The organism is Cupriavidus nantongensis (assembly GCF_001598055.1).
Lineage (GTDB): Bacteria > Pseudomonadota > Gammaproteobacteria > Burkholderiales > Burkholderiaceae > Cupriavidus > Cupriavidus nantongensis.
Genome location: NZ_CP014844.1, coordinates 80,314 through 105,432, shown reverse-complemented (window position 1 = coordinate 105,432; position 25,119 = coordinate 80,314). Strand labels below are relative to the sequence as shown.

Here is a 25,119-nt window from a genome sequence, read left to right as displayed (position 1 = left end):
AGCCCTAGCGCGCGCCCGACACCGCCAGCGTGACGTACTGCGAGCCGCGCTGTCCGCGCGTGAAGTCGAGCGTGAAGTCGCCCACGTCGACGCGGCTCTGCAGCGCGCGCCGCAGTTCCGCCGCGCCGCCGGTGCGGACGCCCTGCAACGCCCGCGCCAGCCAGGCGGCGCCGATATAGCCGGCCAGCGTCGCAGGCGATGGCGGTTCGTCCAGGTACTGCTTCATGCGCGCCACGTGTTCCTTCACCACCCGCAATGTTGCCTGCTGCGGGCCGGGCGCAACCTGGGTCAGCACCATGCCGCCGGCGTAGCCGCGGCCCAGGATCTCGCGCGCGGCATTGGCGCTGACCGCGGACAGTCCGACCAGGAAGCCGTACCACCCCTGCGCCGCCAGCGCCCGGCCCAGCTCGGCATAGGCCAGGGTGTCGCCGGCGACGATCACCGCGCCGGGGCGCGTTGCGGCAATGCGCCGCGCCGCAGCTTCGCCATTGCCTTCCAGCAGCACCGCGCGGGTGCCGGTCTGCGCTTCCAGCCGGGCCAGCGACGACACCGCAAAGTCCGGCGCCACCGCCAGCGCGATCTGCGTCAGCCCGTAGCCGCGCAACTGTTGCGCGGCCGCGTCCAGTTCGGCCTGGTAGTCGGCCCGCGTGTACCAGACATTGTCCGCGGCCAGCGCCAGCCCCGACAGCGGCGCGACGATCTGCATGCCGCGCCGGGCCAGTTCGGTCGATGACGCCAGCACGGGCAGCAGCCGGTCGCCGGGGCCGAACAGCAGCCCCGCATGCTCGGTATCGGCCAGCGACACTGCCTGCGCCAGCGCGCGGCGCGGATCGGGGTCCGCATCGCGCACCACATGCTGGATCCGCACCGGTCCGCCGGCGGCGTTGACGGCGTCGAACAGGACCTTGGCGCCGGCCAGGTAGTCGCGCGCCAGGTCGGACTGCGCGCCGTTGCGGTCGACCAGATGCCCGACCACCACCGTGCGCGGCGCCTGGGCCTGAGGAGCCAACGCAGGCAGCGCCAGCACCAGGCCGGTCGCGGCAAGCAGCCGGCGCCGGCCGGAATGTGCCGGCGGGTGACAGCGCAGCGGTGGGTACGGCGTGGGCGGGTCGGGGCGGCGGGAACTGGGCATGGCTGGCACGGTGACGGATCGCGCGCGGGCGCGGTGGCGCGCAGCGTACCCGGCACCCATGACGCCAATGTGACGTACGCGCGCAGCCCGGCGGCAGCGGCGCCGCTCGGCTCAGGCGCGCCCTTGACGGCGGTCAAGCTGCAGGCGGCGGCCCGGTCCTACGATGACGTGTCGCATACCCATTCCCCCGCGCCCCCATGAACCCGCCTGCCATGACTTCCCCCGCGCTCGACCGTCGCGCACTCTCCGACTTCCGCGCGCTTGCCGGGCGCATCGACGGCAACGGCCCGCGCTATACCTCGTACCCGACCGCCGACCGCTTCCACAACCGTCCCGACCCGTCGCTGTACCACGACGCGCTGGACGCCTGCCGCGCCAACGCGCCGGCACCGCTGTCGCTGTACCTGCATATCCCGTTCTGCGAGAACATCTGCTACTACTGCGGCTGCAACAAGATCATCACCCGCGACCACGGCCGCAGCGCGCGCTACGTCAGCTACCTGGGCCGCGAGATGGCGCTGGTGGCGGGGCGGCTCGGCGAGCGCCGGCAGGTGATCCAGTCGCACTGGGGCGGCGGCACGCCGACCTTCCTGAACCCGGAGGAAATGCGTCGCGTGATGGCGCTGCTGAACACGCACTTCCTGCTGGCGGCCGACGGCGAGCACTCGATCGAGATCGATCCGCGCCGCGTCGACCAGCACCGCATGGCGCTGCTGGCCGAGCTGGGCTTCAACCGCGTCAGCCTGGGCGTGCAGGATTTCGACCCCGAGGTGCAGCAGGCCATCCATCGCATCCAGCCGTTCGCGGAGACCCGCGCCGTGGTCGATGCCGCGCGCGCGCTCGGCTTCCGCTCGGTCAGCCTGGACCTGATCTACGGGCTGCCGCACCAGACCGCGGCGCGCTTCGGCCGCACCATCGACCAGGTGCTGGCGCTGCGGCCCGACCGGCTTTCGGTCTACAGCTACGCCCACCTGCCGCACGTATTCAAGCCGCAGCGCCGCATCGACGAAAACGCGTTGCCGCCGGCCGGCGAGAAGCTCGACATCCTGGTCTCGACCATCGAGCGGCTGACCGCCGAGGGCTATGTCTATATCGGCATGGACCACTTCGCGCTGCCCGACGACGACCTTGCCGTGGCCCAGCGCGAGGGCCGGCTGCAGCGCAACTTCCAGGGCTATTCGACGCACGCCGGCTATGACCAGGTCGGCCTCGGCATCTCGGCGATCGGCGCGATCGCGGGTCGCTACGTGCAGAACGCACGCACGCTCGACGACTACTACGGCGCGCTCGACCAGGGCCGCCTGCCGCTGGCGCGCGGCGTGGCGATGACGGCCGACGACCACCTGCGGCGCGAAATCATCGGCGACCTGATGTGCAATGGCGTGCTCGAACTGCCGGCGATCGAGGCGCGGCATGGCATCGATTTCAACCGGACCTTTGCCGCGGAGCTGGCCGAGCTCGAGCGCCTGGCCGCGGACGGGCTGGTACGCCGCGAGCCCGGCCGCATCACCGTGACGCCGCTGGGCCGGCTGCTGGTGCGGCGCGTGGCGATGGTGTTCGACCGCTACCTGCGCGACGACGCCGCCCGGCCAGTCGACAACGGCGCGCGCGCCGCCAACGACGGCGCCCAGCCGATCCGCATCGTGCCGCGCTACTCGCGCGTGGTGTAAGCCGAAACATCGATCCCGGCAGCAGGGCGAAAAAAAACCCGCGCAGGATGCGCGGGTTTTTTGTTGCGGTCAGCCGGCTTACTTGGCGGCGTTGGCCATGTAGTCCGACGCCGCGATCACGTCAGCGTCCGGGCCGGCATAGCCGCCCTTGGGCGGCATCACGCCCTTGCCCTTGAGCGCGAAGTTGTGGACCGCGTCCATGCCTTCCTTCAGGCGCGGCGCCCAGGCGGCCTTGTCGCCGAACTTGGGCGCACCGGCCACGCCGGCGGCGTGGCAGGCGGCGCAGACCTGCTCATAAACCTTCTTGCCCACTTCGGCCGAGGCCGCGGCGGGAGCGGCAGCAGCAGCGGCCGGAGCCGGTGCGGCAGCGGCTGCCGGAGCCGCGGCGGGAGCCGGCGCTGCCGCGGCAGCCGGGGCGGCCGCATCAGGGGCTGCAGCCGTGGTCGGCGCGGCAGCGGCGGGGGCCGGGGCGGGCGGCTCGGGGAACTTGGCGCCGCCGGCGTCGGCCAGGTAGACCACGGCGCGGGCCAGTTCGTAATCGGTGTAGTCGTCAGGCGTGCTGCCGGCGCGCGGCGGCATCGCGCCCTTGCCGTTGAGCACCGACTTCATCAGGCCGTCGAAGCCCTGGCCGATACGCGCGGCCCAGTCGGCGGCGGCACCGTGCTTGGGCGCACCCGCCGCGCCGGTGGCGTGGCAGGCGGCGCAGATTTCCTTGTAGACCTGTTCGCCGGTCTTGAATACGCGCGGCGCGTTGGGATCCTTGATTTCGAGCGAGGCGACCGGCTTGATGCGGTCGTTGACGGCCTCGGCCGCGGTGTTCGCGCCGGCGCTTTCGGTCGAGCCGTGTCCGACGAAGTTGACCAGCAGGATGATCACGATGATCGGCACCAGGAACGCCGCGATCACGACTGCGATCAGCTGCTTCGGGGTTTTGATGGGAGACTCGTGCTCGGGGTGTTCGTTGTGGACGTCGCTCATACAGAACTCTCAGTTTTGCAGGAAACCTTCTGGCCGCTTACGCTCGGCTTGCTTTTTCTGGCCCTGGTGTGGCCCTTCGCTGACCACTATCCGGCCCCATCCGGACCGCCCGCGCTCCCCTGCGGCCCTTGCCTGACTTGGGTCTGTTGCCATTTGCGTACCTCGGACTGTCTCCCGGACCGGGGCCCGATTGTCGCCGACAACCAGCCGCCCGGATTTGACCCCGGTCGACTCGTTGCGTCGACGGCGCGACGGGCACGATTTGACGCAAATAGCTGGCGATTATAGCGCCAAAGCCCCCCTGCCAGTGCCAAAAAGCGGCGGTTGCGAGACGTTCCCCGGCGCCCGTTTCGGCCCCACATGGACGGCGCCGGGCAAAAGCGGTATCCTATGCGACTTTCCTGCGGCGGCATTCGCCCGCCGCAACCGCTGTACCCGCAAAACCGGTTGCAAAACCGTCCTGTGCGCCCGTAGCTCAATGGATAGAGTACTGCCCTCCGAAGGCAGGGGTTGCTGGTTCGATCCCAGCCGGGCGCGCCAATTTTCCTCCGATGTCCCACGCAGTGTCCGCGTCGCGGCGGGCACGCTTTAACTCGCCGACGAAAACTTTCAGCACGCCTTTGGCGGGTGGCGCGCCCCGGTGCTGATAGATTCACACATTCCACCAAACCGGGCGCGCCGATGGTGCCGCGCCGCAGACCGCCATGGCGATTCCGACGAACCTCCCACGCGGGCTGGCTGCACTGGTGCTGGCCGGCGCCAGCGCCGCAGCCATTGCCACGCCGCTGAGCCTGCCTGGCTCCCTGCCCAACATGGCCGGGCTCGGCATCGGCTCGACCACGGAATTCGCCGGCGGCAAGGACCGCATGGTCGGCGTAGTCCCCGGCCTGCGCTATGTCACGCCGGGCGGGCGGCTGCTGGAGTGGTACGGGCCCTATGCGCAGTTCAATTTCGGCGGGCTGACCGGGTTCCAGTGGGGGCCGGCAGTGGGCCTGCGGCTGGGCCGCAACGACGTGGATGACCCGGTGGTGGCGCGCCTGCACGAGATCGACACCACGGTCGAGGCCGGCGGCTTTATCGGTTATGAATACGTCAATGCGGGCCCCGTCCCGTGGCGGCTGCGCGGCGGCGTCAATGTGATGACCAATGCCGGCATCGTCTATGGCGGCGCGCGCGTCAACGCGACCGGCTCGCTATGGGTGCCGCTGCACCCGCGCCTGTATGCGGGTGCGGGGCTGGGCGCGACCTGGGTCAGCGGCAGCTTCAACCGCACCTATTTCGGCGTGACGCAGGCCGATGCGGCCGCCAGCGGCCTGCCGGCCTACAGCCCGGGCGGCGGGCTCGAGCAGTTCACCGGCTGGCTGGCGCTGATCTGGCAGCTCGACAAGCACTGGTATGGCGGCGCGATGGTGTACGGCCAGCGCCTGGCCGGCGCGGCCGCCGACAGCCCGATCGTGACCCAGCGCGGCACGCGCAACCAGATCACGTATGGCGTCGGCATCGCCTATGCGTGGCGCTAGCCCGGAGCGCGCTTGCTATGATCGAGGCATGACCGACGACCTCGTCATCCCCCATCACGAATACCTGATCACCGCGATCCGGGCCCAGGGGGCGGGCGGCCAGAATATCAACAAGGTTTCGAACGCCGTGCACCTGCGCTACGACGTGCGCGCGTCGTCGCTCGCGCCCGACCACAAGGAGCGGCTGCTGGCGCTGCATGACCATCGCATCACGCGCGACGGCGTGGTGGTGATCAAGGCGCAGCAGTTCCGCAGCCTGGACCAGAACCGCGACGAGGCGGTGCGGCGCCTGCACGAGCTGGTGCGCAGCGTGGCCACGCCGCCGCGCGTGCGCCGGCCGACGCGGCCGACGCTGGCGTCGCGCCAGCGCCGGCTCGAGAGCAAGAGCCAGCGCAGCCAGGTCAAGGCGCTGCGCGGCCGCGTGTTCGACTGAACGCTGGCTTCAGCGCGCCGACTGCAGCGCGGCGATGCGCTGCTCGATCGGCGGGTGGCTCGAGAACAGCGCCATCCACGACTTGCCGCCGGCGATGCCCATGGCCTGCATGTTCTGCGGCAGCCCGTCCGGATCCAGCCCGCCCAGGCGGCGCAGCGCCGCGACCATCGGCGTGGGGGTGCCCATCATGCCGGCGGCGCCGGCATCGGCGCGGAACTCGCGCCGGCGCGAGAACCAGGCCACGATGATGCTGGCCAGGATGCCGAACACGATCTCGCACACGATCACCGTGACCATGTAGCCGATGCCGGGGCCGCTCGATTCCTCGTCGTTCTTGCGCAGCATCGAGTCGACGAAGTAGCCGACCACGCGCGCCAGGAAGATGACGAACGTGTTGACCACGCCCTGGATCAGCGTCAGCGTGACCATGTCGCCGTTGGCGACGTGGGCGACCTCGTGCGCCAGCACGGCCTCGACCTCTTCGTGCGACATCGATTGCAGCAGGCCGGTGGACACCGCCACCAGCGAGCTGTTTTTGGTGGCGCCGGTGGCGAAGGCATTGGGTTCGCCCTCGTAGATGGCCACTTCCGGCATCGGCAGGCCGGCGCGCTGCGCCAGTTTTTCGACGGTCTGCACCAGCCACAGCTCAGTGCTGGTGCTGGGGTGGGTGATGACCTGCGCGCCGGTCGACCACTTGGCGATGGTCTTGGACATCAGCAGCGAGATAAAGGCGCCGCCGAAACCCATCAGCGCGGCAAACGCCAGTAGCATGCCCATGTTGAGCCCGTTGGCGGTCAGGAAGCGGTTCACCCCGAGCACGCTGGCGGTGATGCTGAGGACAAGCATGACGGCGAGGTTGGTCGCCAGGAAAAGCAGTACGCGTTTCATGTGTGTGTGGAGCAGTGGTGGGTCGCGCCTGGAGGCGCAAGGATGCGGTCGGACCGCAGGCGCGCGCCGCACTCGTGCGCGGCACGCGGGTTCGGGCGGGCGCGGCCGGGCCGCGCCGTGGGGATCAGGCGCGCGGCGGTCGCGGTAGCCGCGGCAGGTCGGGTTCGGGCAGCAGGGCGCCGGCATAGCGCGGCGGCCCGGCACGGCCGGCCCAGGGGGCCAGGCGCAAGGGCGTGGCGGGCAGCAGTTGCTCGGCCAGGTCGGCGCCGGGCTGCCATTGCGGCTCGGCAGCTTCGGGAAGCGGTAAAGGATCGCCGGCCGGGTCGCCGGTCACGGCGGCTTGATCCGCTTCGGCGGCATTGTCGGCGCTGTGCGCAGCAGAAGGTACAGCCGTCGCTTCGGTGGTGGACACCACCGCGTGCGCCAATGCGGCCGCCCAGCCCGGCAGGGGCAGGAAGGCCAGCATCATGACCAGCAGGAGCAGCCGCAGGGCGCGCACGAACAGGGGACGGCTTATCGGTGGAAGTGGAAGGAATTCTACAGGATGCCGCAAGGCGCTGGCGGCGCCGTGGCGGCGCTATCACACGGACGACACGGACGACACGGACGATACGGACGGTTCGGCAGCTTCGCCACCGTCTGCAGGATGCGGCCGGCTGGCCTACACTATCATCAACCCTGTAGTCGTTACAGGGTATGGCAAGGAGCAGGCATATGCGTATCGGCGAACTGTCACGGTCGAGCGGCTGCGATGTCGAGACCATCCGTTATTACGAGCGCGAAGGGCTGCTCGACGCCCCCCGGCGCGAGGCCAACGGCTACCGCCGCTATGACGAGGGCCATGTGGTGCAGCTGAACTTCGTGCGCCATTGCCGTTCGCTCGGGATGAGCCTGTCCGACGTCAGGCGGCTGCGCGAGTTCGAGCGCAACCCGTCGCAGGACTGCGACGACATCAACACGCTGCTGGATCGCCAGATCGCCCAGATCCACGCCCAGCGCGTGGCGCTGGAGGCGCTCGAAGGACAGCTGCGCGCGCTGCGCGAAACCTGCCGCCATCACCAGCCCGCCAGCGCGTGCGGCATCCTGCAGAACCTGCAGCAGGCGGCGGCGGGGGCGGGCTGTGAGTGCCATGCCACCAACGGGTGACGACCCCGAGCGCGGCGCTGTGCTACGATGGTTGCTCCGACTTCGCACCAGCACGGTGCACGAAGCGGGGCAGCAAGGCAGGTGAGCCACCACTTCCGGGCTCGCCGTTGCAGCAAGCCATCGGCTGCCGCTTATCCTTTTCCGCAATGACCATGACCGATCGCCTGACGCCGATGCCCGATGCGCCTGTCCGCCCGCTGCGGACCGGCCGCGCGCACGCGTCCGCGCTCGCCCTGGCCCCCAGTCTGCCCCAGCGCGCCAAGCGCGCGATGTCTCCCCGCCGGATCAGCGCACCGCCTGATTCCGCCCGGTTCCCAGCCTGATTCGTCTCCCATAGCGGGGCCCGGGCCGAACCGGGCCCGAGCCAGCGTTTCCGTTGTTGCCGGCGATCGCCGCAACGCTTTTGCCGATCCGTTGATGCGCGCGCCGCTGCGCGGCACGCCAACCCGCAAGACCTGACCGCCGCCGCCCGCCATCGCAGGCCGGCCGCGCCCACCCACGACTGCCGGAGGACCCGCCATGACGGCCACCAAGACCAAGACCCACCAGAATGCCACCCTGTACCTGACCGAACTCGACGTCACCCGCCTGGAGCGCATCGCCAGCCGCGCCGGCTCGGCCCAGCTCGAGGACATGCTCGACAGCCTGCTGGCGCGCGCCACCATCGTCGCGCCCGAAGAGATCCCGACCGACGTGGTCACGATGAACACGCGCGTGGTGTGCACGCTGCCGGGCGAGCAGGCGCCGCGCAACTGGACCCTGGTGTATCCCGACGCCGCCGACTTCGACGCCGGCCGGCTGTCGGTGCTGTCGCCGGTGGGCCAGGCGCTGCTGGGCGCGCGCGCCGGCCAGACCGTCAGCTACCGCCTGCCCGATGGCCGCGAGCAGCAGGTAAGCGTCGCCGAGATCGCGTTCCAGCCCGAAGCCAGCGGCCAGTACACGCTCTGAGCCCGCGCCACGCCCGCCCGGGCGTGCCCTCGCGGGTGCGGTTGCCGCCACGCGCACCCACCCGTGGCGGCGTATCGCCGGCGATCCGCGGACACCATTCATCGGCAAGCGAGTCGTTTCACGACTCGCAACGCACCATTCGTCGCAGCGGTATTTCTGCTCGCGCGGGCCGTGACTAATCTTCAGTCCGTGCTCGCATCGCAACATAGATTGCAGAGCGGCCGGAGTCCCATCCCGGACCGACAAGAAAGAACGACGAAATCAGTTGAAGGAGTCCCAAATGATCGCCAGACGTATCCTTGGCGGCGCGCTCGTGTTCGCGGCAGTGGCCGCGTCCGCTACGGCGATGGCTGCCCCCGCTGCCAGCAAGGTTGGCAAGTTCGATGTGTATGCCGACGCGCTGCGGGTCGGCAAGTACGATGTGTACACGGACGGCGCCAAGCAAGGCAAGTTCGACACCTACACCGACGGCGCCCGCACCGGTCGCTTCGACCCGTACTCGGAAGGCTCGCGCCGCGACGGCAAGTTCGACACCTTCAGCGAAGGGGCGCGCAGCTTCAGCGGCGAGATCTCGAAGCGCGACAAGTTCGATACCTTCAGCGAAGGCACGCACACCTTCACCGGTGACGTGGCCGAACGCGCGCTCGACAACTCGCGCTCCGGCGATGGTTCGCTGTACGGCTATCGCGTCTGATCCCCGGGTCTGCCCCAAGACCCGACGCGGCCACTGCGGTGGCCGCAAGTTTTCTCTCCCGCCTGCCCGGCCGACCTCCTCCTCCTTCTCTCTTCGCCTGGCAGGCGTTTTTCTATTCCGTAGCTGCCGCTGCCGCTTGTTCCGGCGCTTGTTCCGGCGCTGGCTGCGCGCGCTGCAAGCGGCGCGCGATCGCCGCGTACAGCAGCGGCACCGCCAGCGTGCCCAGCACGGTCGCGCCCAGCATGCCGCCCAGCACGCCGGTGCCGACCGCCTGCTGCGCGCCTGCGCCGGGGCCGGTGCTGATGGCCAGCGGCACTACCCCCAGCACGAACGCCAGCGAGGTCATCACCACCGGGCGCAGCCGCTGGCGCGCCGCGCGCGTGGCGGCTTCGACCACGTCCATGGCGCCGGCGGCCCCGCGCCGCAACTGCTCGGCATATTCGACGATCAGGATGGCGTTCTTGGCCGCCAGGCCCATGATCACCACCACGCCCACCTTGAAGTAGACATCGTTGGGCATGCCGCGCAGCCAGATCGCGGCGGCCGCGCCCATCAGGCCGGTCGGCACGATCGCAATCACCGCCAGCGGCAGGGTCCAGCTTTCATACAACGCCACCAGGCACAGGAAGATAAACAGCAGCGACAGCGCGAACAGCCACGGCGCCTGCGTGCCGGTCTGCTGCTGCTCGTAGGCACGCCCGGTCCAGCGCACGTCGAATTCGGGACCCAGCCCGCGCACCAGTTCCGTCAGCCGCGTCATCGCCGCGCCGGTGGTGTATCCCGGCGCCACTTCGGCATTGATCCGCACCGAGCTGAAGCCGTCGAAGCGCTCCAGCGTGACCTCGCCTTGCCCCCATTCCAGCGACGCGAACGCCGCCAGCGACACCATCGCGCCGTGGACGTTGCGCACATGCACGCGCGCCAGCTGGTCCGGCTGCATGCGGAACGGGGCATCGGCCTGCAGGATCACGCGCCGCACCCGGCCTTCGCGCGCGACTTCGTCGATATAGCGCGAGCCCAGCGTCGCCGACAGCGTGTGGTGCACGGCTTCGGCGTCGACGCCGAAGGCCTCGGCCTTGCGGTAGTCGATCTTCAGGTCCAGCGCCGGCACGGGCTGGCCGGTGGTTGCGCGCACCTCGCCCAGCACCGGGTCCTGTCTGGCGCGTTCGATCAGCTTGTCGCGCGCGGCGAACAGCGCCTCGCGGCCGACTGGCTGGCGCGCCACCAGCCGCATGTCCAGGCCGCCGATGCTGCCCAGTTCCGGCAGCGCCGAGCTGTTGTAGGCGAACAGTTGCGCCGCGCCGCGGCCAGACCAGCTTTCGAGGCCGGCCGCAAGCCGCTCCAGCACCGCCTGCGCGCTGTGACCGCGCCCGCGCGCCTTCCAGTCGGTCAGGCCGATAAACAGGCTGGCGCGCTGCTCGCCGCTGCCGCCGCTGGACCAGCCCAGCACGGCAAAGCTCGAATGCACCGGGTAGCGCTGGTCGCGCATCCACTGCTCGAGGCTCGCAACCAAACGCCGCGTGTCGGCCTGCGTGCTGCCGGCGGGCAGTTCCACGTCGACCACGATCTCGCCGGTATCCTCTTCGGGCAGGAAGCCGCTCGGCATCTTCCACAGCGCATAGCCGCACGCCAGCGTCAGCGCCAGGTACACCGCCAGCCAGCGCAGCCGGCGGCGCTGCAGCGCCTGCACCCAGCCGGCATAGCGTGCGGTGAACGCGGCAAAGCGCGCATCGAACCACGCCAGCGGCCCGCGCGCCGGCGCGGCGCTGTGGCGCAGCAGGCTGGCGCACATCGCCGGCGCCAGCGTCAGCGCAAAGAACAGCGAGAACGCGATCGACACCGCCAGCGTCACGGCAAAATGCCGGTAGATCACGCCCACCGCGCTGCCGAAGAACGCCATCGGCACGAACACCGCGCACAGCACCAGCGTTACCGCGATCAGCGCCCCGGAGACTTCGCGCATCGAGCGCGCCGCAGCCTGCATTGCACCGACGCCGTCGCTGCGCATGATGCGCTCGACGTTTTCCACCACCACGATGGCGTCGTCGACCAGGATGCCGATCGCCAGCACCACGCCGAACAGCGTGATCACGTTCAGCGACAGGCCCAGCGCGTACAGGCACGCGACCGTGCCCAGCAGCGACACCGGCACCACGATGCACGGAATCAGCGTGGCGCGCAGGTTGCCGAGGAACAGGTACAGGATCAGGAACACCAGCACCGTGGCCTCGATCAGCGTCAGCACCACGCGCGAGATCGACGCCTGCACGAAGGTGGCGCCGTCATACGAGATCTCGTAGCGCACGTCGCCCGGGAAGCCCTTGCTGGCGGCATCGAGCGCGGCGCGCACGGTGCGCGAGGTCTGCAGCACGTTGGCGCCGTCGGCCAGCTTCAGGCCGATCGACGCGGCGTTGCGCGTGTTCAGCGTGGAGCCGTAGCGGTAGTCGCTGGCGGCCAGTTCCACCCGCGCCACGTCGCGCAGCAGCACCGCCGAACCGTCGGTGGCGGCGCGCACCACGATGCGTCCGAACGCCTGCGCGTCGCTCATCGGCGCGGGCGGGCGCACGATCGCCTGGAACGGCTGCTCCGGCACGGCCGGCGCGCCGCCCAGCTGGCCCGGCGTGACGTTGCCGTTGCGCGCGCGGATGGCGGCCTCGACCTCGGCCGTGGTCAGGTTGAAGGCGTTCAGCTTGTCGGGGTCGAACCAGATCCGCAGCGCGTATTCGGCGCCGTAGGGCTCGGCCTTGCCGATGCCGGGCAGGCGGCGCAGCAGCGGCAGCACCGAGCCGGCGGCGAAGTCGCCCAGCGCGGTTTCGTCGAGCTGGCCGCTGTCCGACACCAGCGACACATACATGAAGGCGCTGCTGCTGGCCTGGTCGACATAGACCCCGCCGCGCCGCACCGCCTCGGGCAGCAGCGGCTCGGCCTGGGCCACGCGGTTGCGCACGTTGACCTGCGCCAGCTGCGGGTCGGTGCCTTGGCGGAAGCCGAGCGTCACCGTGGCGGTGCCGCCCTCGCTGCTGGAATCGAGGTAGAGCAGGCCGGGAATGCCGTGCATCTGCTGCTCCAGCACCGCGGTGACGCGGTCCTCCACCGTGCGCGCGGACGCGCCGGGGTAATCGGCGTAGATGATCACCGTCGGCGGCGCCACCGCCGGATACTGGGCGATGGGGATGCGGTTCAGGGCCAGCAGGCCCGCCACCACGGTCAGGATGGCCAGCACCCAGGCGAACGCCGGGCGCTTCAGGAAAAACGACGCCATGTCAGGTCAGGGCTGGCACGGGCGCACGGCAAGTGAAGATCGGCCGTGGCTCCGGTGCGGTTGGAACGGAACGGCTTGGGTGCGGAGACGCCGCAACGATTGCGGCAAGTTGGCGCGTACCAGAGGTACGGGGGTCCGGCGGGGAAGGACCCGGCGCTGCGGCGGGAAAGACCGGTGAGGATCGACGCCGGCGACCGGCCGTCATACTGCGGCCTTGCCGGCGATTATAGACAGGGAAGCGCGGCCCGGACAACGCAAACGTCACATTGTCGGCCCCCACCGAGGTTGGGGGCGGGACCGGGAACTACAGGTCGCGCGCGGCGAAGGCGTCGCACTTGCGGATGTCGCCGGACTCGAGGCCGCGGCGCAGCCAGCGCACGCGCTGCTCGCTGGAGCCGTGGGTAAACGCTTCCGGCACGACATAGCCCTGCGACTGGCGCTGCAGCCGGTCGTCGCCGATGGCGGCGGCGGCCTTCAGGCCTTCCTCGATATCGCCGGGCTCCAGCAGCTGCTGGTTGGCGCGCTGCGCGGTGGCGGCCCAGACCCCGGCCAGGCAGTCGGCCTGCAGCTCCATGCGCACCGACAGCTGGTTGGCCTGGGCCTCGCCCATGCGGCGGCGCGCGCTGTCGACCTTGTCCGAGACGCCCAGCAGGTTCTGCACATGGTGGCCGATCTCGTGCGCGATCACATAAGCCTGGGCAAAGTCGCCGCCGGCGCCGAAGCGCTGGCGCAGTTCGTCATAGAAGGCCAGGTCGATATAGACCTTCTGGTCGCCCGGGCAGTAGAACGGGCCCATCGCCGACTGGCCGGTGCCGCATGCCGTCGGCGTGGCGCCGGAGAACAGCACCAGCGTCGGCGGTGCATAGCGGCGGTTGAGCTGGGTTTCGAAGATGTGTTGCCAGGTGCGCTCGGTATTGCCCAGCACCTTGCGCGTGAACACCGTCATCTGGTCCGTCGCCGGCGGCCGGTCGGCCTGCTGCTGTTGCTGCTGCGGGCCGGAGCCCTGCAGCACCGACGCGCCCTGCATGATCAGCATCGGGTCGATGCCGAAGAAGTACGACGCCGCCAGCGCGATGATGACCGTGCCGATGCCGATCGACTTGCCGCCAAGGCCGCCGAAGCCCCCGCGGCGGTCTTCAACGTGCTGGCTTTCGGCTTCGTCATCGAGGCGCATGGGGGCTCCGGGCTTGGGGAATAGGTGGAGGAAGTGGAATTCAGTATAGCAATCCGCGCCTGGGCGCTCGTTGCAGCAGCGCGCCGTGCCCGCGGACGCGCGCCGCGGCACGCCAAAAAAAACACCGCCCACTCGCCCTGGAGACGGGCAATGCGGGCGGTGTGCGGCAAAGCGAAGAAACCGGGTTTGCACCCGGTTCCGTGATGGCCTGGAGGTTCCGGAGCGGGAACGCGCGAGCGCGCGCTCAGGCCAGTGCGGCCTCGCGTGCAGCAGGCGCGGCGGCCACCACGCTGGCGCTGACTTCGGCCACGCGCAGCAGGTTGGTGGTGCCGCCCTGGCCGAACGGCATGCCGGCGGCGATGGTGATCTGGTCACCCGGCGCGGCGTAGCCTTCGGCAACGGCGGCGCGCGTGGCGGCTTCGACCATTTCGTCCACGCTCTGCACGTCCGGGCTCACGGTGGAGTGGATGCCCCACGCGATCGCCAGCCGGCGCGCGATCTCCAGGTTCGGCGTGATGCTGACGATCGGTGCGCACGGCCGTTCGCGCGCGGCGCGCAGCGCGGTCGAGCCCGACGAGGTATAGGTCACCGTCGCGGCCGCGCCGATGATGTGCGTGACTTCGCGCAGCGCGGCGCAAATGGCATCCTGGCGCGTGTTCAGCGGGGTCTCGTGCTGGGCGTCGAGCAGGTTGCGGTACAGCGGGTCGCGCTCGACCTCGGTAACGATGCGGTTCATCATCGACACCGCCGGCACCGGGTAGCGGCCGTTGGCCGACTCGGCCGACAGCATCACCGCATCGGCGCCTTCATAGATGGCGCTGGCCACGTCCGACGCTTCGGCGCGGGTCGGCACCGGCGAGTCGATCATCGATTCCAGCATCTGCGTGGCGATCACCACCGGCTTGCCCAGCTGGCGGCACACGCGCAGGATGCGCTTCTGCACGCCGGGCACGCGCTCGGGCGGCAGCTCCACCCCCAGGTCGCCGCGCGCCACCATCACCGAATCGGACACCCGCACGATCTCTTCGAGCTGCTGCAGCGCGGCCGGCTTCTCGATCTTGGACAGGATGCCGGCACGGGTGCCGACGATCTCGCGCGCCTCGACGATGTCTGACGGGCGTTGCACGAACGACAGGCCGATCCAGTCGGCGCCCAGCGACAGCGCGAAGTCCAGGTCCTTGCGGTCCTTCTCGGTCAGCGCGGGGATGGGGATCACCGCGTCGGGCACGTTCACGCCCTTGCGGTCGGACAGCGAGCCGTTGTTGGCCACGCGCGTGGTAATGGTGCCGGTGGTGACCGACTCGATCGCCAGGCGCACCTTGCCGTCGTCGATCAGCAGCGACTGGCCTGGCTGTGCGGCCTGGAACAGCTCGGGGTGCGGCAGGTAGACGCGGGTGCCGTCGCCCGGGGTCGGGTCGCTGTCGAGCACGAACACATCCCCGGTGCGCACCGCGACCTTGCCGGCGGCGAAGGTGCCGATGCGCAGCTTGGGGCCCTGCAGGTCGGCCAGCACGGCGATGGGGCGGCCGGTCTCGGCCTCGACCTGGCGCACCGCGTCGTAGCGCGCGCGGTGGTCGTCGTGCGTGCCGTGGCTGAAGTTCAGCCGGAACACGTCGGCGCCGGCCTCGAACAGCGCGCGGATCACCGCGATGTCGGTGCTGGCGGGGCCGAGCGTGGCCACGATCTTCGCTTTGCGCTGGCGTCTCATGATGTCTCCTCTTCCATTCTCGGTAGCGGCGCGTCGGCGCCGCGAGTCAGTCGGTACTACTGTGCTATGCCACTCCGTCATTCCCGCGCATACCCAAAGGGCACGTGGGCGGGAATCCAGCGTCTTTGAACGTCACTGGGTTCCCTCCTGCGCGGGAACGACAAGAAATCAGGTGATCAAAATCGCGCGGAAATCGTTCACGTTGGTGCGGGTCGGGCCGGTGACGATCAGGTCGTCCAGTCCGGCGAAGAAGCCGTAGCCGTCGTTGTTCTCCAGGTGCGCGCGCGCATGCAGCCCGCGCGCGCCGGCGCGGGTCAGCGTGTCGGGCGACAGCAGCGCGCCGGCGTTGTCCTCGGAGCCATCGATGCCATCGGTGTCGCCGGCGATCGCATGCACGCCGGGCAGGCCGTCGAGCGCCACCGCCAGCGCCAGCAGGAACTCGGCATTGCGTCCGCCGCGGCCCTTGCCGCGCACGGTCACGGTGGTCTCGCCGCCGGACAGGATCACGCACGGCTTGCCGAAGGGCTGGCCGCGCTGCGCCACCTGGCGCGCGATCGCGGCATGCACTTCGGCGACTTCGCGCGCTTCGCCCTCGATGCAGTCGGACAGGATATGGGCCTCGAAGCCCAGTTCGCGCGCGCGCGCCGCGGCGGCTTCCAGCGCCTGCTGCGCGGTGGCCAGCGTCACGCTGCGGTGGCCGTGGAAGCGCGCATCGCCGGGCTTGGGGGTTTCGCCGGCACCGCTCTCCAGGTGCGCGCGCACGTTGGCCGGCACCTCGATGCCGTACTTGGCGATCACCGCCAGCGCGTCGGCGCAGGTGGTTGCGTCGGGCAGCGTCGGGCCGCTGGCGATCAGCGTCGGGTCATCGCCGGGAATATCGGAAATCAGCAGCGTTTCCACGCGTGCCGGCGCGCAATGCAGCGCCAGGCGGCCGCCCTTGAGCGCCGACAGGTGCTTGCGCACGCAGTTCATCTCGCCGATGCTGGCGCCGCTCCTGAGCAGCGCCTTGTTCACGGCTTGCTTGTCGGCCAGCGTCAGGCCCGGCGCGGGCGCCGCCAGCAGCGCGGAGCCGCCGCCGGAGATCAGGCACAGCACTAGGTCGTCGGCGGTGAGGCCCTGCACCAGTTCCACCATGCGCTGCGCGGCGCGCGCGCCGGCTTCGTCGGGAACCGGGTGGGCGGCCTCGACCACTTCGATGCGCTTGCAGTCGGCGCCGTGGCCGTAGCGCGTCACCACCAGGCCCGACAGCTCGCCTGGCCAGTTCGCTTCCACCGCCTGCGCCATCGCCGCGGCGGCCTTGCCGGCGCCGATCACCACGGTGCGGCCCTTGGGCGGCGCGGGCAGGTGCGGCGGCAGGCAGTGGCTGGCGCTGACGGAGGCGACCGCGGTATCGAACAGGTCGCGCAGCAGCGCGCGCGGTTCAGCGCTGGCTGCGGTGCGCTGGGGCGACAGCAGGGCGGCTTGGGGTTCGGTGACGAGCATGAAGAATCCTGGGTGCTGACGGGGAAAGCGAGTCGTCCCCGCGAGGCGGGGACGACAGGTTGCTGCTTACTTGGCGTTGGCGATCTGGTGGTTAGACATGATCTCGATCGCGCGGCACAGGGCCGAGTGGTCCTGCTTGCCCAGGCCGTTGGCCGAGCAGGTGTTGAACAGCTCCTGCGCGGTGGCGGTGTTGGGCAGCGCCACGCCCAGCGCCTTGGCACCCTGCAGCGCCAGGTTCAGGTCCTTCTGGTGCAGCTCGATGCGGAAGCCCGGGTCGAAGGTGCGCTTGACCATGCGCTCGCCGTGCACTTCCAGGATGCGCGATGCGGCAAAGCCGCCCATCAGCGCCTCGCGCACCTTGGCCGGATCGGCGCCGGCCTTGGAGGCGAACAGCAGCGCTTCGGACACGGCCTGGATGTTCAGCGCGACGATGATCTGGTTGGCCACCTTGGTGGTCTGGCCGTCGCCGTTGCCGCCCACCAGCGTGATGTTCTTGCCCATCAGCTCGAACAGCGGCTTGACCTGGTCGAAGGCCTCCTGCGGGCCGCCAACCATGATCGTCAGCGACGCGGCCTTGGCGCCCACTTCACCGCCCGACACCGGCGCGTCCAGGTACGAAGCGCCCAGCTTGTTGATGCGCGCGGCGAAGTCCTTGGTGGCGATCGGCGAGATCGAGCTCATGTCGACCACGATCTTGCTGTAGCTGGCTTCCTTGCCGGCCGCCTTGAACGCGGCGGCCACGCCCTTCTCGCTGAACAGCACCGCTTCCACATGCGGCGTGTCCGGCACCATGATGATGATGATGTCGGCACGCTTGGCGACTTCCTCGGCGCTGGTGCAGACGGTCACGCCTGCATCGACCAGCGCCTGCGGGGCCGGGTTGACGTCATGCACGAACAGCGTGTGGCCGGCGGCGCGCAGGTGGCCCGCCATCGGTGCGCCCATGATGCCCAGGCCGATGAAGCCGACGTTGCGAGTGGTTGCCATGTGATGTCTCCTAAGAATAAGAAAAATGAAATCGAAGCCAGCGGTGTCGGGTGCTCCCAAGCCGCCCGAGCTGGCCAAAGCAAGGTGTTCTCCCTCTCCCCTCATGGGGAGAGGGTTGGGGTGAGGGGTGGGCTAGCTGGGTGCCACATCAAGCGGGGCCAACGGTGTCAACCCACCGGCCTCAGCCTTTGAACCTCCTGCCCTCACCCCCGGCCCCTCTCCCGCAGGCGGGAGAGGGGAGCAAACAAGCGCTTACTGCACGCCGTGCGCGGCGCGCCAGCCCAGGCCCGCTTCGGTGGTGGCCTTCGGCTTGTACTCGCAGCCGATCCAGCCGCTGTAGCCGATCTCGTCCAGGAACTTGAACAGGTACTGGTAGTTCAGCTCGCCCGTGCCCGGCTCGTTGCGGCCCGGGTTGTCGGCCAGCTGGATGTGCTTGATCTTCGGCAGGTTGGCCTTGATGGTGTTGGCGATCTCGCCTTCCATCCGCTGCATGTGATAGATGTCGTACTGCACGTACAGGTTGGGCGCGTTGACCTGGGTGATCAGGTCCAGCGCCTGTTGCGTGCGCGACAGGAAGAAGCCCGGGATGTCGAAGGTGTTGATCGGCTCGACCAGCAGGTCGATATGCTCGGCGGCCAGCGCGCCGGCGGCGAAGCGCAGGTTTTCGACCAGCGTTTCCTGCGCCTGCTCGCGCCTGACGTTCTGCGGCAGGATGCCGACCAGGCAGTTCAGCTGGCGCACGCCCAGCACCTTGGCGTACTTGATGGCCTCGCCGACGCCGTCCTGGAACTCGCCGACGCGGTCCGGGTGGCAGGCAATGCCGCGCTCGCCCGCATCCCACTTGCCGGCGGGCAGGTTGTGCAGCACCAGGTCGAGCTGGAAGCGGTTCAGGCGGTCAGCGATCTGGTCCGCATGGAACGCATACGGGAAGAGGAACTCCACGCCGCGGAAGCCCGCGCGCGCGGCGGCTTCGAAGCGGTCGAGAAAGCCCGCTTCATTGAACAGCATCGTGAGATTGGCCGCAAGTTTGGTCATTTGTCATCTCCTGTGACTTGGTTTTTGTTTGTCGTTCCCGCGAGGGCGGGAACCCAGTGACTTTTTGAAGGACGCTGGATTCCCGCCCACGTGCCCTTTGGGTATGCGCGGGAATGACGTGCAGGACTGCAGGGCGCGATAGCGTCTTACGCCGTTTCCACTTCTTCCTTCAGGATCGCTTCCTCGATGTCCTCGAGGTCTTCGATCGGCTCGAACTCGTTGATGTTGTCGATCTCGGTGCCCATCGCGATATTGGTCACGCGCTCCAGGATCACCTCGACCACCACTGGCACCGAGAACTCGGCCATCAGGTCGCGCGCTTCGGCGAAGGCCGGGGCGATGTCCTCCGGCTTGAACACGCGGATCGCCTTGCAGCCCAGGCCCTCGACCACCTTGACGTGGTCCACGCCATAGCCGTTCAGCTCGGGGGCGTTGACGTTGTCGAAGGCCAGCTGCACGCAGTAGTCCATCTCGAAGTTGCGCTGCGCCTGGCGGATCAGGCCGAGGTAGGAGTTGTTCACCACCACGTGGATGTACGGCACCTTGAACTGCGCGGCCACGGCCAGCTCTTCGATCATGAACTGGAAGTCGTAGTCGCCCGAGATCGCCACCACGTCCGAATCCGGCGAGGCGGTCTTCACGCCGATCGCGGCCGGGATGGTCCAGCCCAGCGGACCAGCCTGGCCGCAGTTGATCCAGTGGCGCGGCTGGTTGACCGACAGGAACTGGGCCGCGGCGATCTGCGACAGGCCGATGGTGCTGACGTAGCGCACGTCGCGCGGGAAGTACTGGTTCATCTCGCGGTACACGCGCTGCGGCTTGACCGGCACGTTGTCGAAGTCGCTCTTGCGCTGCATGGTGCGGCGGCGCTTCTGCACGTCGGCGACCCAGCTCTTGCGGCACGGCAGGCGGCCGGCCATCTTCATTTCGCGCGCGACTTCGACGAACAGTTCCAGCGCGGCCTTGGCGTCGGAGACGATGCCCAGGTCCGGGCCGAACACGCGGCCGATCTGGGTGGGCTCGATATCGACGTGCACGAACTTGCGGCCCTTGGTGTAGACGTCGACGCTGCCGGTGTGGCGGTTGGCCCAGCGGTTGCCGATGCCCATCACGAAGTCCGAGGCCAGCAGCGTGGCGTTGCCGTAGCGGTGCGAGGTCTGCAGGCCGACCATGCCGGCTTGCAGCGGGTGGTCGTCGGCCAGCACGCCCCAGCCCATCAGGGTCGGCACCACCGGCACGTTGACCAGCTCGGCGAACTCGACCAGCAGTTCCGAGGCATCGGCGTTGATCACGCCGCCGCCGCACACGATCAGCGGGCGCTCGGCCGCGTTCAGCATGGCGATGGCCTTCTCGATCTGAGCGCGCGAGGCGGCCGGCTTGTACGGCTGCAGCGACTGGTACGTCTCCGGATCGAATTCGATCTCGGCAACCTGCACGTCGAACGGCAGGTCGATCAGCACCGGGCCCGGGCGGCCCGAGCGCATGATGTGGAAGGCCTGCTGGAACACCTGCGGCACCAGCGCCGGCTCGCGCACGGTCACGGCCCACTTGGTCACGGGCTTGGCGATCGATTCGATGTCGACGGCCTGGAAGTCTTCCTTGTACAGGCGTGCGCGCGGGGCCTGGCCGGTGATGCAGAGGATGGGGATCGAATCGGCCCAGGCCGAATACAGGCCGGTGATCATGTCGGTGCCGGCGGGGCCGGAGGTGCCGACGCAGACGCCGATATTGCCCGGCTCGGCGCGGGTGTAGCCTTCGGCCATGTGCGAGGCGCCTTCGACGTGGCGGGCCAGCACGTGGCTGATGTTGCCCGACTTGCGCATCGCCGAGTAGAACGGGTTGATGGCCGCGCCCGGCACGCCGAACGCGGTGGTCACGCCTTCCTTCTCCAGCACGGCGATTGCCGCGTCGATTGCTCTCATCTTTGCCATGATCTTGTCTCCGGTAATGGTGGGAATTTCGTTGGAGTCGATCCTATTCCCGCAGGCCGGTTGGGATAAACAGAAGGGCGATCAGTTGATTCGATACCTGTAGTACGCAATATGGGCTGGAAAGCCACGCCGGACGGTCGGCGCACGTACGCCGATGCATGCCATTGGATATGCGGTGTGACGGTACGGACACGCCGCGCAGCACTGGGTACGCCAGCGCTGCGGCAAAATGGCGGCATTTCCTGCCATCCGGGCCGACCATGTATTCCAGGCTGCCGTCCACCTATGAACTGCTGGAAGCGCTTGCCGCCGCCGCGCCCGAGGCTGCGCCCGCGCCAGACAGCCGGCTCGGGCGCGCGTTGTGGCTTGGCTTTATTGCGGCGCTGGTCGCGACGATCCTGTGCGGCGCCGGACTGGCGGTATGGCGCCTGGGGCTGAAGCAGGCCGTGCCGCCGTGGTCGCTGCGCGGCTTCGAGGCCCTGCTGGCGCTGGCGGCCGCGTGCTATGTCGGCGCCGGGCTGGCCCGCGCCGGCACGGTGCTGGCGCGGCTGCGCCATCCGCTGCGCTGGCAGGCCGCCGAGCTGGACCGCGACAGCGCCGCCGAAGACGCACTGCTGCGCCGGCTGGCGCGGATCCCGCCGCAGCAGCTGCAGGCGCGCCAGCGGCGCGTGGCGCTGCAGCTGCGGCTATGGGAGGGTGCGGCGCGCACGCTGGCGGTGCTGCTGGCGCTGGCGCCGGCCGCCGCGGTGCTGGCCGCGCTGCCGCGCCAGCAGGCCGTGGGCGGCACGCTGCTGTGGCTCTACGGCGTGATGGTGGTGACCGGCGCAGCCTGCTACCTGTATCTGCATCTGCAATGCAGCCGGCCGCTGCGGCGCCTGGCTCATGTGCTGGGCGAGGCGGCCGAACTGAACGCGCAGCTTGGCAAGCGCACCGCCGGCGCGGGCTGAACCTAGCCGCGCACCGGGTGCCGCCGCGTGCCCGTGGCGGGCCCGGGCAGCAGCCCTTATGCGGCCGCTTCGATCCGGTCCATCAGCCGCGCAGGGATGCCACAACCCCGGCGATGCCGCACAATGGCGCCCGGGAGACCAATATCCGATGGACAAACTCAAGCAAATCGAAGCCTTTATCGCCGTGGTGGAGCACGGCAGCATGGCCGCCGCGGCGCTGACGCAGAACGTCACGCCGGTGATGATCGGCCGCCGCATCAACGCGCTCGAAGCCCGCATCGGCGTCAAGCTGCTGCACCGGTCGACGCGCCGAATCGCCGTGACCGAGCAGGGCGCGGTGTTCATGGAGCAGTGCAAGAAGGCGCTGGCCGACCTCGACCGCGCCGAGATGCTGATCGCCGAGGGCAAGCACAAGGCCACCGGCCACCTGATCGTGTCGGCGCCAGCGGCGTTCGGGCGCAAGCACGTGGCGCCGCACGCGCCGGCGTTCCTGGCCAGCAACCCCGAGGTGCAGATCTCGTTCAACCTGACCGACCGCGTGGTCGACCTGGTGCGCGAGGGCTATGACGTCGGCATCCGCATCGGCGGCGCGATCGATCCGAACTTCGTCGCGATCAAGCTGGCGTCGAACAAGCGCGTGGTGTGCGGCACGCCGGCGTACTTCGCCAAGTACGGCGTGCCGCAGACGCTGGACGACCTGGCCCAGCACAACTGCCTGGCGTTCAACCTGCAGGGCGGCCAGCAGCGCGGCTGGTACTTCAGCCAGAACGGCAAGACCGTGACCGTGCGCGTCAACGGCAACCTCGACTGCAACGACGGCGAGCTGCTGCACCGCTGGACCGGCGAAGGCCTGGGCCTGGGCTGGCGTTCCACCTGGGAGATCCTGCCGCAGCTGGAGAGCGGCGAGCTGATCACGGTGCTGGACGAATACGCGCTGCCCGCCTACGACATCCTCGCCGTGTACCCGCAGCAGCGTCCGGTGCCGGCCAAGATCCGCTTCTTCATCGAGCACCTGAAGGCGCAGTTCGCGCGCCCGGGCTACTGGATGGACACGGCGGGCGGCAACTGAGGCCGCCGCCGCCGCCGCATACCGATACCGATGTCGATGCCGATGCCGATCGCCGCCTGGCTGGCCGACCTCGTCGTCATCGCGCACGCGCTGTTTATCGTATTCGTGGTGGCGGGCGGCCTGATGGTATTGCGCTGGCCGCGCGTCGCATGGGTGCACCTGCCCGCGGCGGTGTGGGGCGTGCTGATCGAATGGGCCGGCTGGATCTGCCCGCTGACGCCGCTGGAAAACACGTTGCGCCGGGCTGCCGGGCAGGCCGGCTACAGCGGCGGCTTTGTCGAGCGCTACCTGTTGCCGCTGATCTATCCGGCGGGGCTGACGCCCGCGGTGCAGCTCTGGCTGGGGCTGGTGGTGCTGGTGGTGAACGTCGCGATCTATGCGCTGTGGTGGCGCCGGCGGCGCCACCACTGAGAGCTGTTTTCAGCCTGCCTGCGTGAAGCGCGGCGCGCGTTTCTCCAGGTTGGCCAGCACCGCTTCGCGCTGGTTGGGCGAGCCCACCAGCCGGTCCTGCTCGTCGGATTCGGCCTGCAGGATGGCGGCGTGGTCGCCGCGCTCCGCCACGGCCATCAGGCGCTTGGCGGCGCGGATCGCATCCGGGTTCTTCTGCGCGACTTCGCGCGCGGCGGCCAGCGCCGCGGCGCGCGGGTCGTCGGCCAGGTAGGTGCCCAGCCCCAGCTCGCACGCCTCGCTGCCGTTCAGCACGCGCGCGCTGTAGATCAGCTCGCGCAGCACGTCGGGCCGCACCAGCCCGCGCGTCAGCACCATGCCCGCCATGTCGGGCACCAGTCCCCACTTCATTTCCATGACCGACAGCCTGGCGTCCGGCGCGACATAGCGGACATCGGCGCCCAGCGCCACCTGCAGACCGCCGCCGAAGGCCACGCCATGCACCGCGGCAAAGACTGGCACCGGCAGCTCGCGCCATACCATGCAGGCGTACTGCGGGCGATTGGAGATGCCATTGGTGCGCTTGCCGAGGCGGCCGGCGCCGATGCTGTCGTCGTGCGATCCGCCGCCATCGGACAACATGCCGGCCATGCGGCCCATGTCCAGTCCCGCGCAGAAGGCGCGGCCTTCGCCGGACAGCACCACCGCGCGCAGGTCCGGCAGGCGCGCGAGCTGTGCGCCGGTCTCGATCAGCGCATCGAACATGGCCTGGTCGAGTGCGTTCATCTTGTCGGGGCGGTTCAGGCGGACGTCGGCGACGCCGCCTTCGATCGTCATGAGGATACGTTCATTGCTGACGCTCATGCGGACTCCTGGAAGTAGTGGCAGTCGCCGCGCTCAGCGGCCCTTGAACTGTGGCTTGCGCTTCTCGACGAAGGCGGCCACGCCTTCCTGGCAGTCTTCGCTGCGGCTGGCGCGCGACTGCAGCGTGGCTTCGACTTCCAGCTGCGCGGCCAGGTCGTTGCCGAAGCTCTGGTTGAGCGCCTGCTTGATCATGGCGTAGGCCATGGTCGGCATGCTCGCCAGGTGGCGGGCCAGCTTGCCGGCCTCGTCCTGCAGCGCGGTGTCGTCATGCACCTTCCACACCAGGCCGATGCGGTGGGCTTCCTCGGCGTCGATCTTCTCGGCCAGGATGGCCAGCGCGCGGGCGCGCATCTCGCCGGCATAGCGCGGCAGGAAGTAGGTGCTGCCGGCATCCGGGATCAGGCCGATCTTCGAGAACGCCTGCAGGAAGCTGGCCGAACGCACCGCCAGCACCACGTCGCCCGCCAGCGCCAGGCTCATGCCGGCACCGGCGGCGACGCCGTTGACTGCGGTGATGACCGGCTTGGGCATCTCGCGCAGCGCCATGATGATCGGGTGGTAGCGCTCGCGCAGCAGCGTGCCGGAATCGGACACGCCGCCGCCCTGGCGCGCGGCCAGGTCGGCGCCGGCGCAGAAGCCGCGGCCGGCGCCGGTCAGCAGCACGGCGCGCACCTCGGCGTCGGCCGCGGCGCGATCGACGGCCTCGCGCAGTTCGCGCAGGATGTCGGCGTTCAGTGCATTGAGCACCTCCGGGCGGTTCAGGGTCAGCGTGGCCACGCCTTCGCTGGCCTGGTAGAGGACGGTTGCCGTCATGGTGGTTCTCCTGGTTTCTGGGTCGTTGCGGGTGCGGATATCCGGTGCAGC

General features: G+C 69.5%; 22 protein-coding genes and 1 tRNA gene. 10 read left to right on the top strand and 13 right to left on the bottom strand.

Annotated elements, in window-relative coordinates; translation table 11 throughout:
- Positions 1–4: 4 nt before the first annotated feature.
- A complete protein-coding gene (locus tag A2G96_RS00505; protein ID WP_062795808.1) occupies positions 5–1,132 on the bottom strand; it encodes an ABC transporter substrate-binding protein in 1,128 nt (375 codons plus the stop codon).
- Positions 1,133–1,329: 197 nt separating this feature from the next.
- Between A2G96_RS00505 and hemN the strand changes: the two genes are divergently transcribed.
- Positions 1,330–2,802, top strand: coding sequence for an oxygen-independent coproporphyrinogen III oxidase (gene hemN / locus A2G96_RS00500; RefSeq protein WP_062795806.1), 1,473 nt, complete (start codon positions 1,330–1,332; stop codon positions 2,800–2,802).
- A 78-nt stretch (positions 2,803–2,880) separates the two neighbouring features.
- Here hemN and A2G96_RS00495 read toward each other — a convergent pair whose 3' ends face one another.
- Positions 2,881–3,780: a c-type cytochrome gene (locus A2G96_RS00495; RefSeq protein WP_062795804.1), complete on the bottom strand. Its 900-nt coding sequence runs from the start codon at positions 3,778–3,780 to the stop codon at positions 2,881–2,883.
- Between the two features lie 464 nt (positions 3,781–4,244).
- Here A2G96_RS00495 and A2G96_RS00490 point away from each other — a divergent pair.
- The 3 genes from A2G96_RS00490 (at position 4,245) to arfB (ending at position 5,733) form a co-directional block, all read left to right on the top strand.
- Positions 4,245–4,320, top strand: a tRNA-Arg gene (locus tag A2G96_RS00490).
- 164 nt (positions 4,321–4,484) lie between these two features.
- On the top strand, positions 4,485–5,300 hold the full coding sequence (locus A2G96_RS00485) for a MipA/OmpV family protein (RefSeq protein WP_062795802.1): 816 nt from the start codon (positions 4,485–4,487) through the stop codon (positions 5,298–5,300).
- A 28-nt stretch (positions 5,301–5,328) separates the two neighbouring features.
- The gene (gene arfB / locus A2G96_RS00480) at positions 5,329–5,733 is read left to right on the top strand and encodes an alternative ribosome rescue aminoacyl-tRNA hydrolase ArfB (protein WP_062795800.1); all 405 of its coding nucleotides are present in this window, start codon (positions 5,329–5,331) and stop codon (positions 5,731–5,733) included.
- A gap of 9 nt (positions 5,734–5,742) precedes the next feature.
- Here arfB and htpX read toward each other — a convergent pair whose 3' ends face one another.
- Entirely contained in the window at positions 5,743–6,621 is an 879-nt protein-coding gene (gene htpX, locus A2G96_RS00475) for a protease HtpX (protein WP_062795798.1), read from the bottom strand.
- Between the two features lie 124 nt (positions 6,622–6,745).
- A complete protein-coding gene (locus A2G96_RS00470) occupies positions 6,746–7,090 on the bottom strand; it encodes a hypothetical protein (protein WP_062801983.1) in 345 nt (114 codons plus the stop codon).
- A 245-nt stretch (positions 7,091–7,335) separates the two neighbouring features.
- Here A2G96_RS00470 and A2G96_RS00465 point away from each other — a divergent pair, with 245 nt between their 5' ends.
- From A2G96_RS00465 to A2G96_RS00455, 3 genes are all read left to right on the top strand, one after another.
- Positions 7,336–7,767 carry a Cd(II)/Pb(II)-responsive transcriptional regulator gene (locus A2G96_RS00465; RefSeq protein WP_062795796.1) on the top strand — a complete coding sequence of 144 codons (432 nt, stop codon included), beginning with the start codon at positions 7,336–7,338 and terminating at the stop codon, positions 7,765–7,767.
- Between the two features lie 519 nt (positions 7,768–8,286).
- A complete protein-coding gene (rnk, locus tag A2G96_RS00460) occupies positions 8,287–8,715 on the top strand; it encodes a nucleoside diphosphate kinase regulator (protein WP_062795794.1) in 429 nt (142 codons plus the stop codon).
- A 280-nt stretch (positions 8,716–8,995) separates the two neighbouring features.
- A complete protein-coding gene (locus tag A2G96_RS00455) occupies positions 8,996–9,409 on the top strand; it encodes a hypothetical protein (RefSeq protein ID WP_062795792.1) in 414 nt (137 codons plus the stop codon).
- Between the two features lie 112 nt (positions 9,410–9,521).
- On the opposite strand, the gene A2G96_RS00450 is transcribed toward A2G96_RS00455, so the two are convergent.
- From A2G96_RS00450 to gcl, 7 genes are all read right to left on the bottom strand, one after another.
- Positions 9,522–12,671, bottom strand: a complete 3,150-nt coding sequence (locus A2G96_RS00450; protein ID WP_062795790.1) for a multidrug efflux RND transporter permease subunit — start codon at positions 12,669–12,671, stop codon at positions 9,522–9,524.
- Between the two features lie 304 nt (positions 12,672–12,975).
- On the bottom strand, positions 12,976–13,845 hold the full coding sequence (ypfJ, locus tag A2G96_RS00445) for a KPN_02809 family neutral zinc metallopeptidase (protein ID WP_062795788.1): 870 nt from the start codon (positions 13,843–13,845) through the stop codon (positions 12,976–12,978).
- A 244-nt stretch (positions 13,846–14,089) separates the two neighbouring features.
- Positions 14,090–15,553, bottom strand: coding sequence for a pyruvate kinase (gene pyk / locus A2G96_RS00440; RefSeq protein ID WP_062795786.1), 1,464 nt, complete (start codon positions 15,551–15,553; stop codon positions 14,090–14,092).
- A gap of 168 nt (positions 15,554–15,721) precedes the next feature.
- The gene (locus A2G96_RS00435) at positions 15,722–17,035 is read right to left on the bottom strand and encodes a glycerate kinase type-2 family protein (protein WP_062795784.1); all 1,314 of its coding nucleotides are present in this window, start codon (positions 17,033–17,035) and stop codon (positions 15,722–15,724) included.
- A gap of 66 nt (positions 17,036–17,101) precedes the next feature.
- Positions 17,102–18,022 (bottom strand): 2-hydroxy-3-oxopropionate reductase, encoded by a 921-nt coding sequence (gene glxR / locus A2G96_RS00430; RefSeq protein ID WP_062795782.1) that lies wholly within the window; start codon positions 18,020–18,022, stop codon positions 17,102–17,104.
- 252 nt (positions 18,023–18,274) lie between these two features.
- On the bottom strand, positions 18,275–19,057 hold the full coding sequence (gene hyi / locus A2G96_RS00425; protein ID WP_062795780.1) for a hydroxypyruvate isomerase: 783 nt from the start codon (positions 19,055–19,057) through the stop codon (positions 18,275–18,277).
- Positions 19,058–19,203: 146 nt separating this feature from the next.
- Positions 19,204–20,988 carry a glyoxylate carboligase gene (gcl, locus tag A2G96_RS00420; protein WP_062795778.1) on the bottom strand — a complete coding sequence of 595 codons (1,785 nt, stop codon included), beginning with the start codon at positions 20,986–20,988 and terminating at the stop codon, positions 19,204–19,206.
- 260 nt (positions 20,989–21,248) lie between these two features.
- Here gcl and A2G96_RS00415 point away from each other — a divergent pair, with 260 nt between their 5' ends.
- From A2G96_RS00415 to A2G96_RS00405, 3 genes are all read left to right on the top strand, one after another.
- Positions 21,249–21,935: a hypothetical protein gene (locus A2G96_RS00415; protein ID WP_062795776.1), complete on the top strand. Its 687-nt coding sequence runs from the start codon at positions 21,249–21,251 to the stop codon at positions 21,933–21,935.
- A 148-nt stretch (positions 21,936–22,083) separates the two neighbouring features.
- Positions 22,084–23,004, top strand: coding sequence for a LysR family transcriptional regulator (locus tag A2G96_RS00410; protein ID WP_025586057.1), 921 nt, complete (start codon positions 22,084–22,086; stop codon positions 23,002–23,004).
- 42 nt (positions 23,005–23,046) lie between these two features.
- On the top strand, positions 23,047–23,415 hold the full coding sequence (locus tag A2G96_RS00405; protein WP_062801982.1) for a DUF2784 domain-containing protein: 369 nt from the start codon (positions 23,047–23,049) through the stop codon (positions 23,413–23,415).
- Between the two features lie 9 nt (positions 23,416–23,424).
- Here the strand turns inward: A2G96_RS00405 and A2G96_RS00400 are convergent, their stop codons facing one another.
- Both A2G96_RS00400 and A2G96_RS00395 read right to left on the bottom strand, forming a co-directional pair.
- On the bottom strand, positions 23,425–24,255 hold the full coding sequence (locus tag A2G96_RS00400) for a crotonase/enoyl-CoA hydratase family protein (protein ID WP_062795774.1): 831 nt from the start codon (positions 24,253–24,255) through the stop codon (positions 23,425–23,427).
- 33 nt (positions 24,256–24,288) lie between these two features.
- Positions 24,289–25,068 carry an enoyl-CoA hydratase-related protein gene (locus A2G96_RS00395; RefSeq protein WP_062795772.1) on the bottom strand — a complete coding sequence of 260 codons (780 nt, stop codon included), beginning with the start codon at positions 25,066–25,068 and terminating at the stop codon, positions 24,289–24,291.
- Positions 25,069–25,119: the final 51 nt, after the last annotated feature.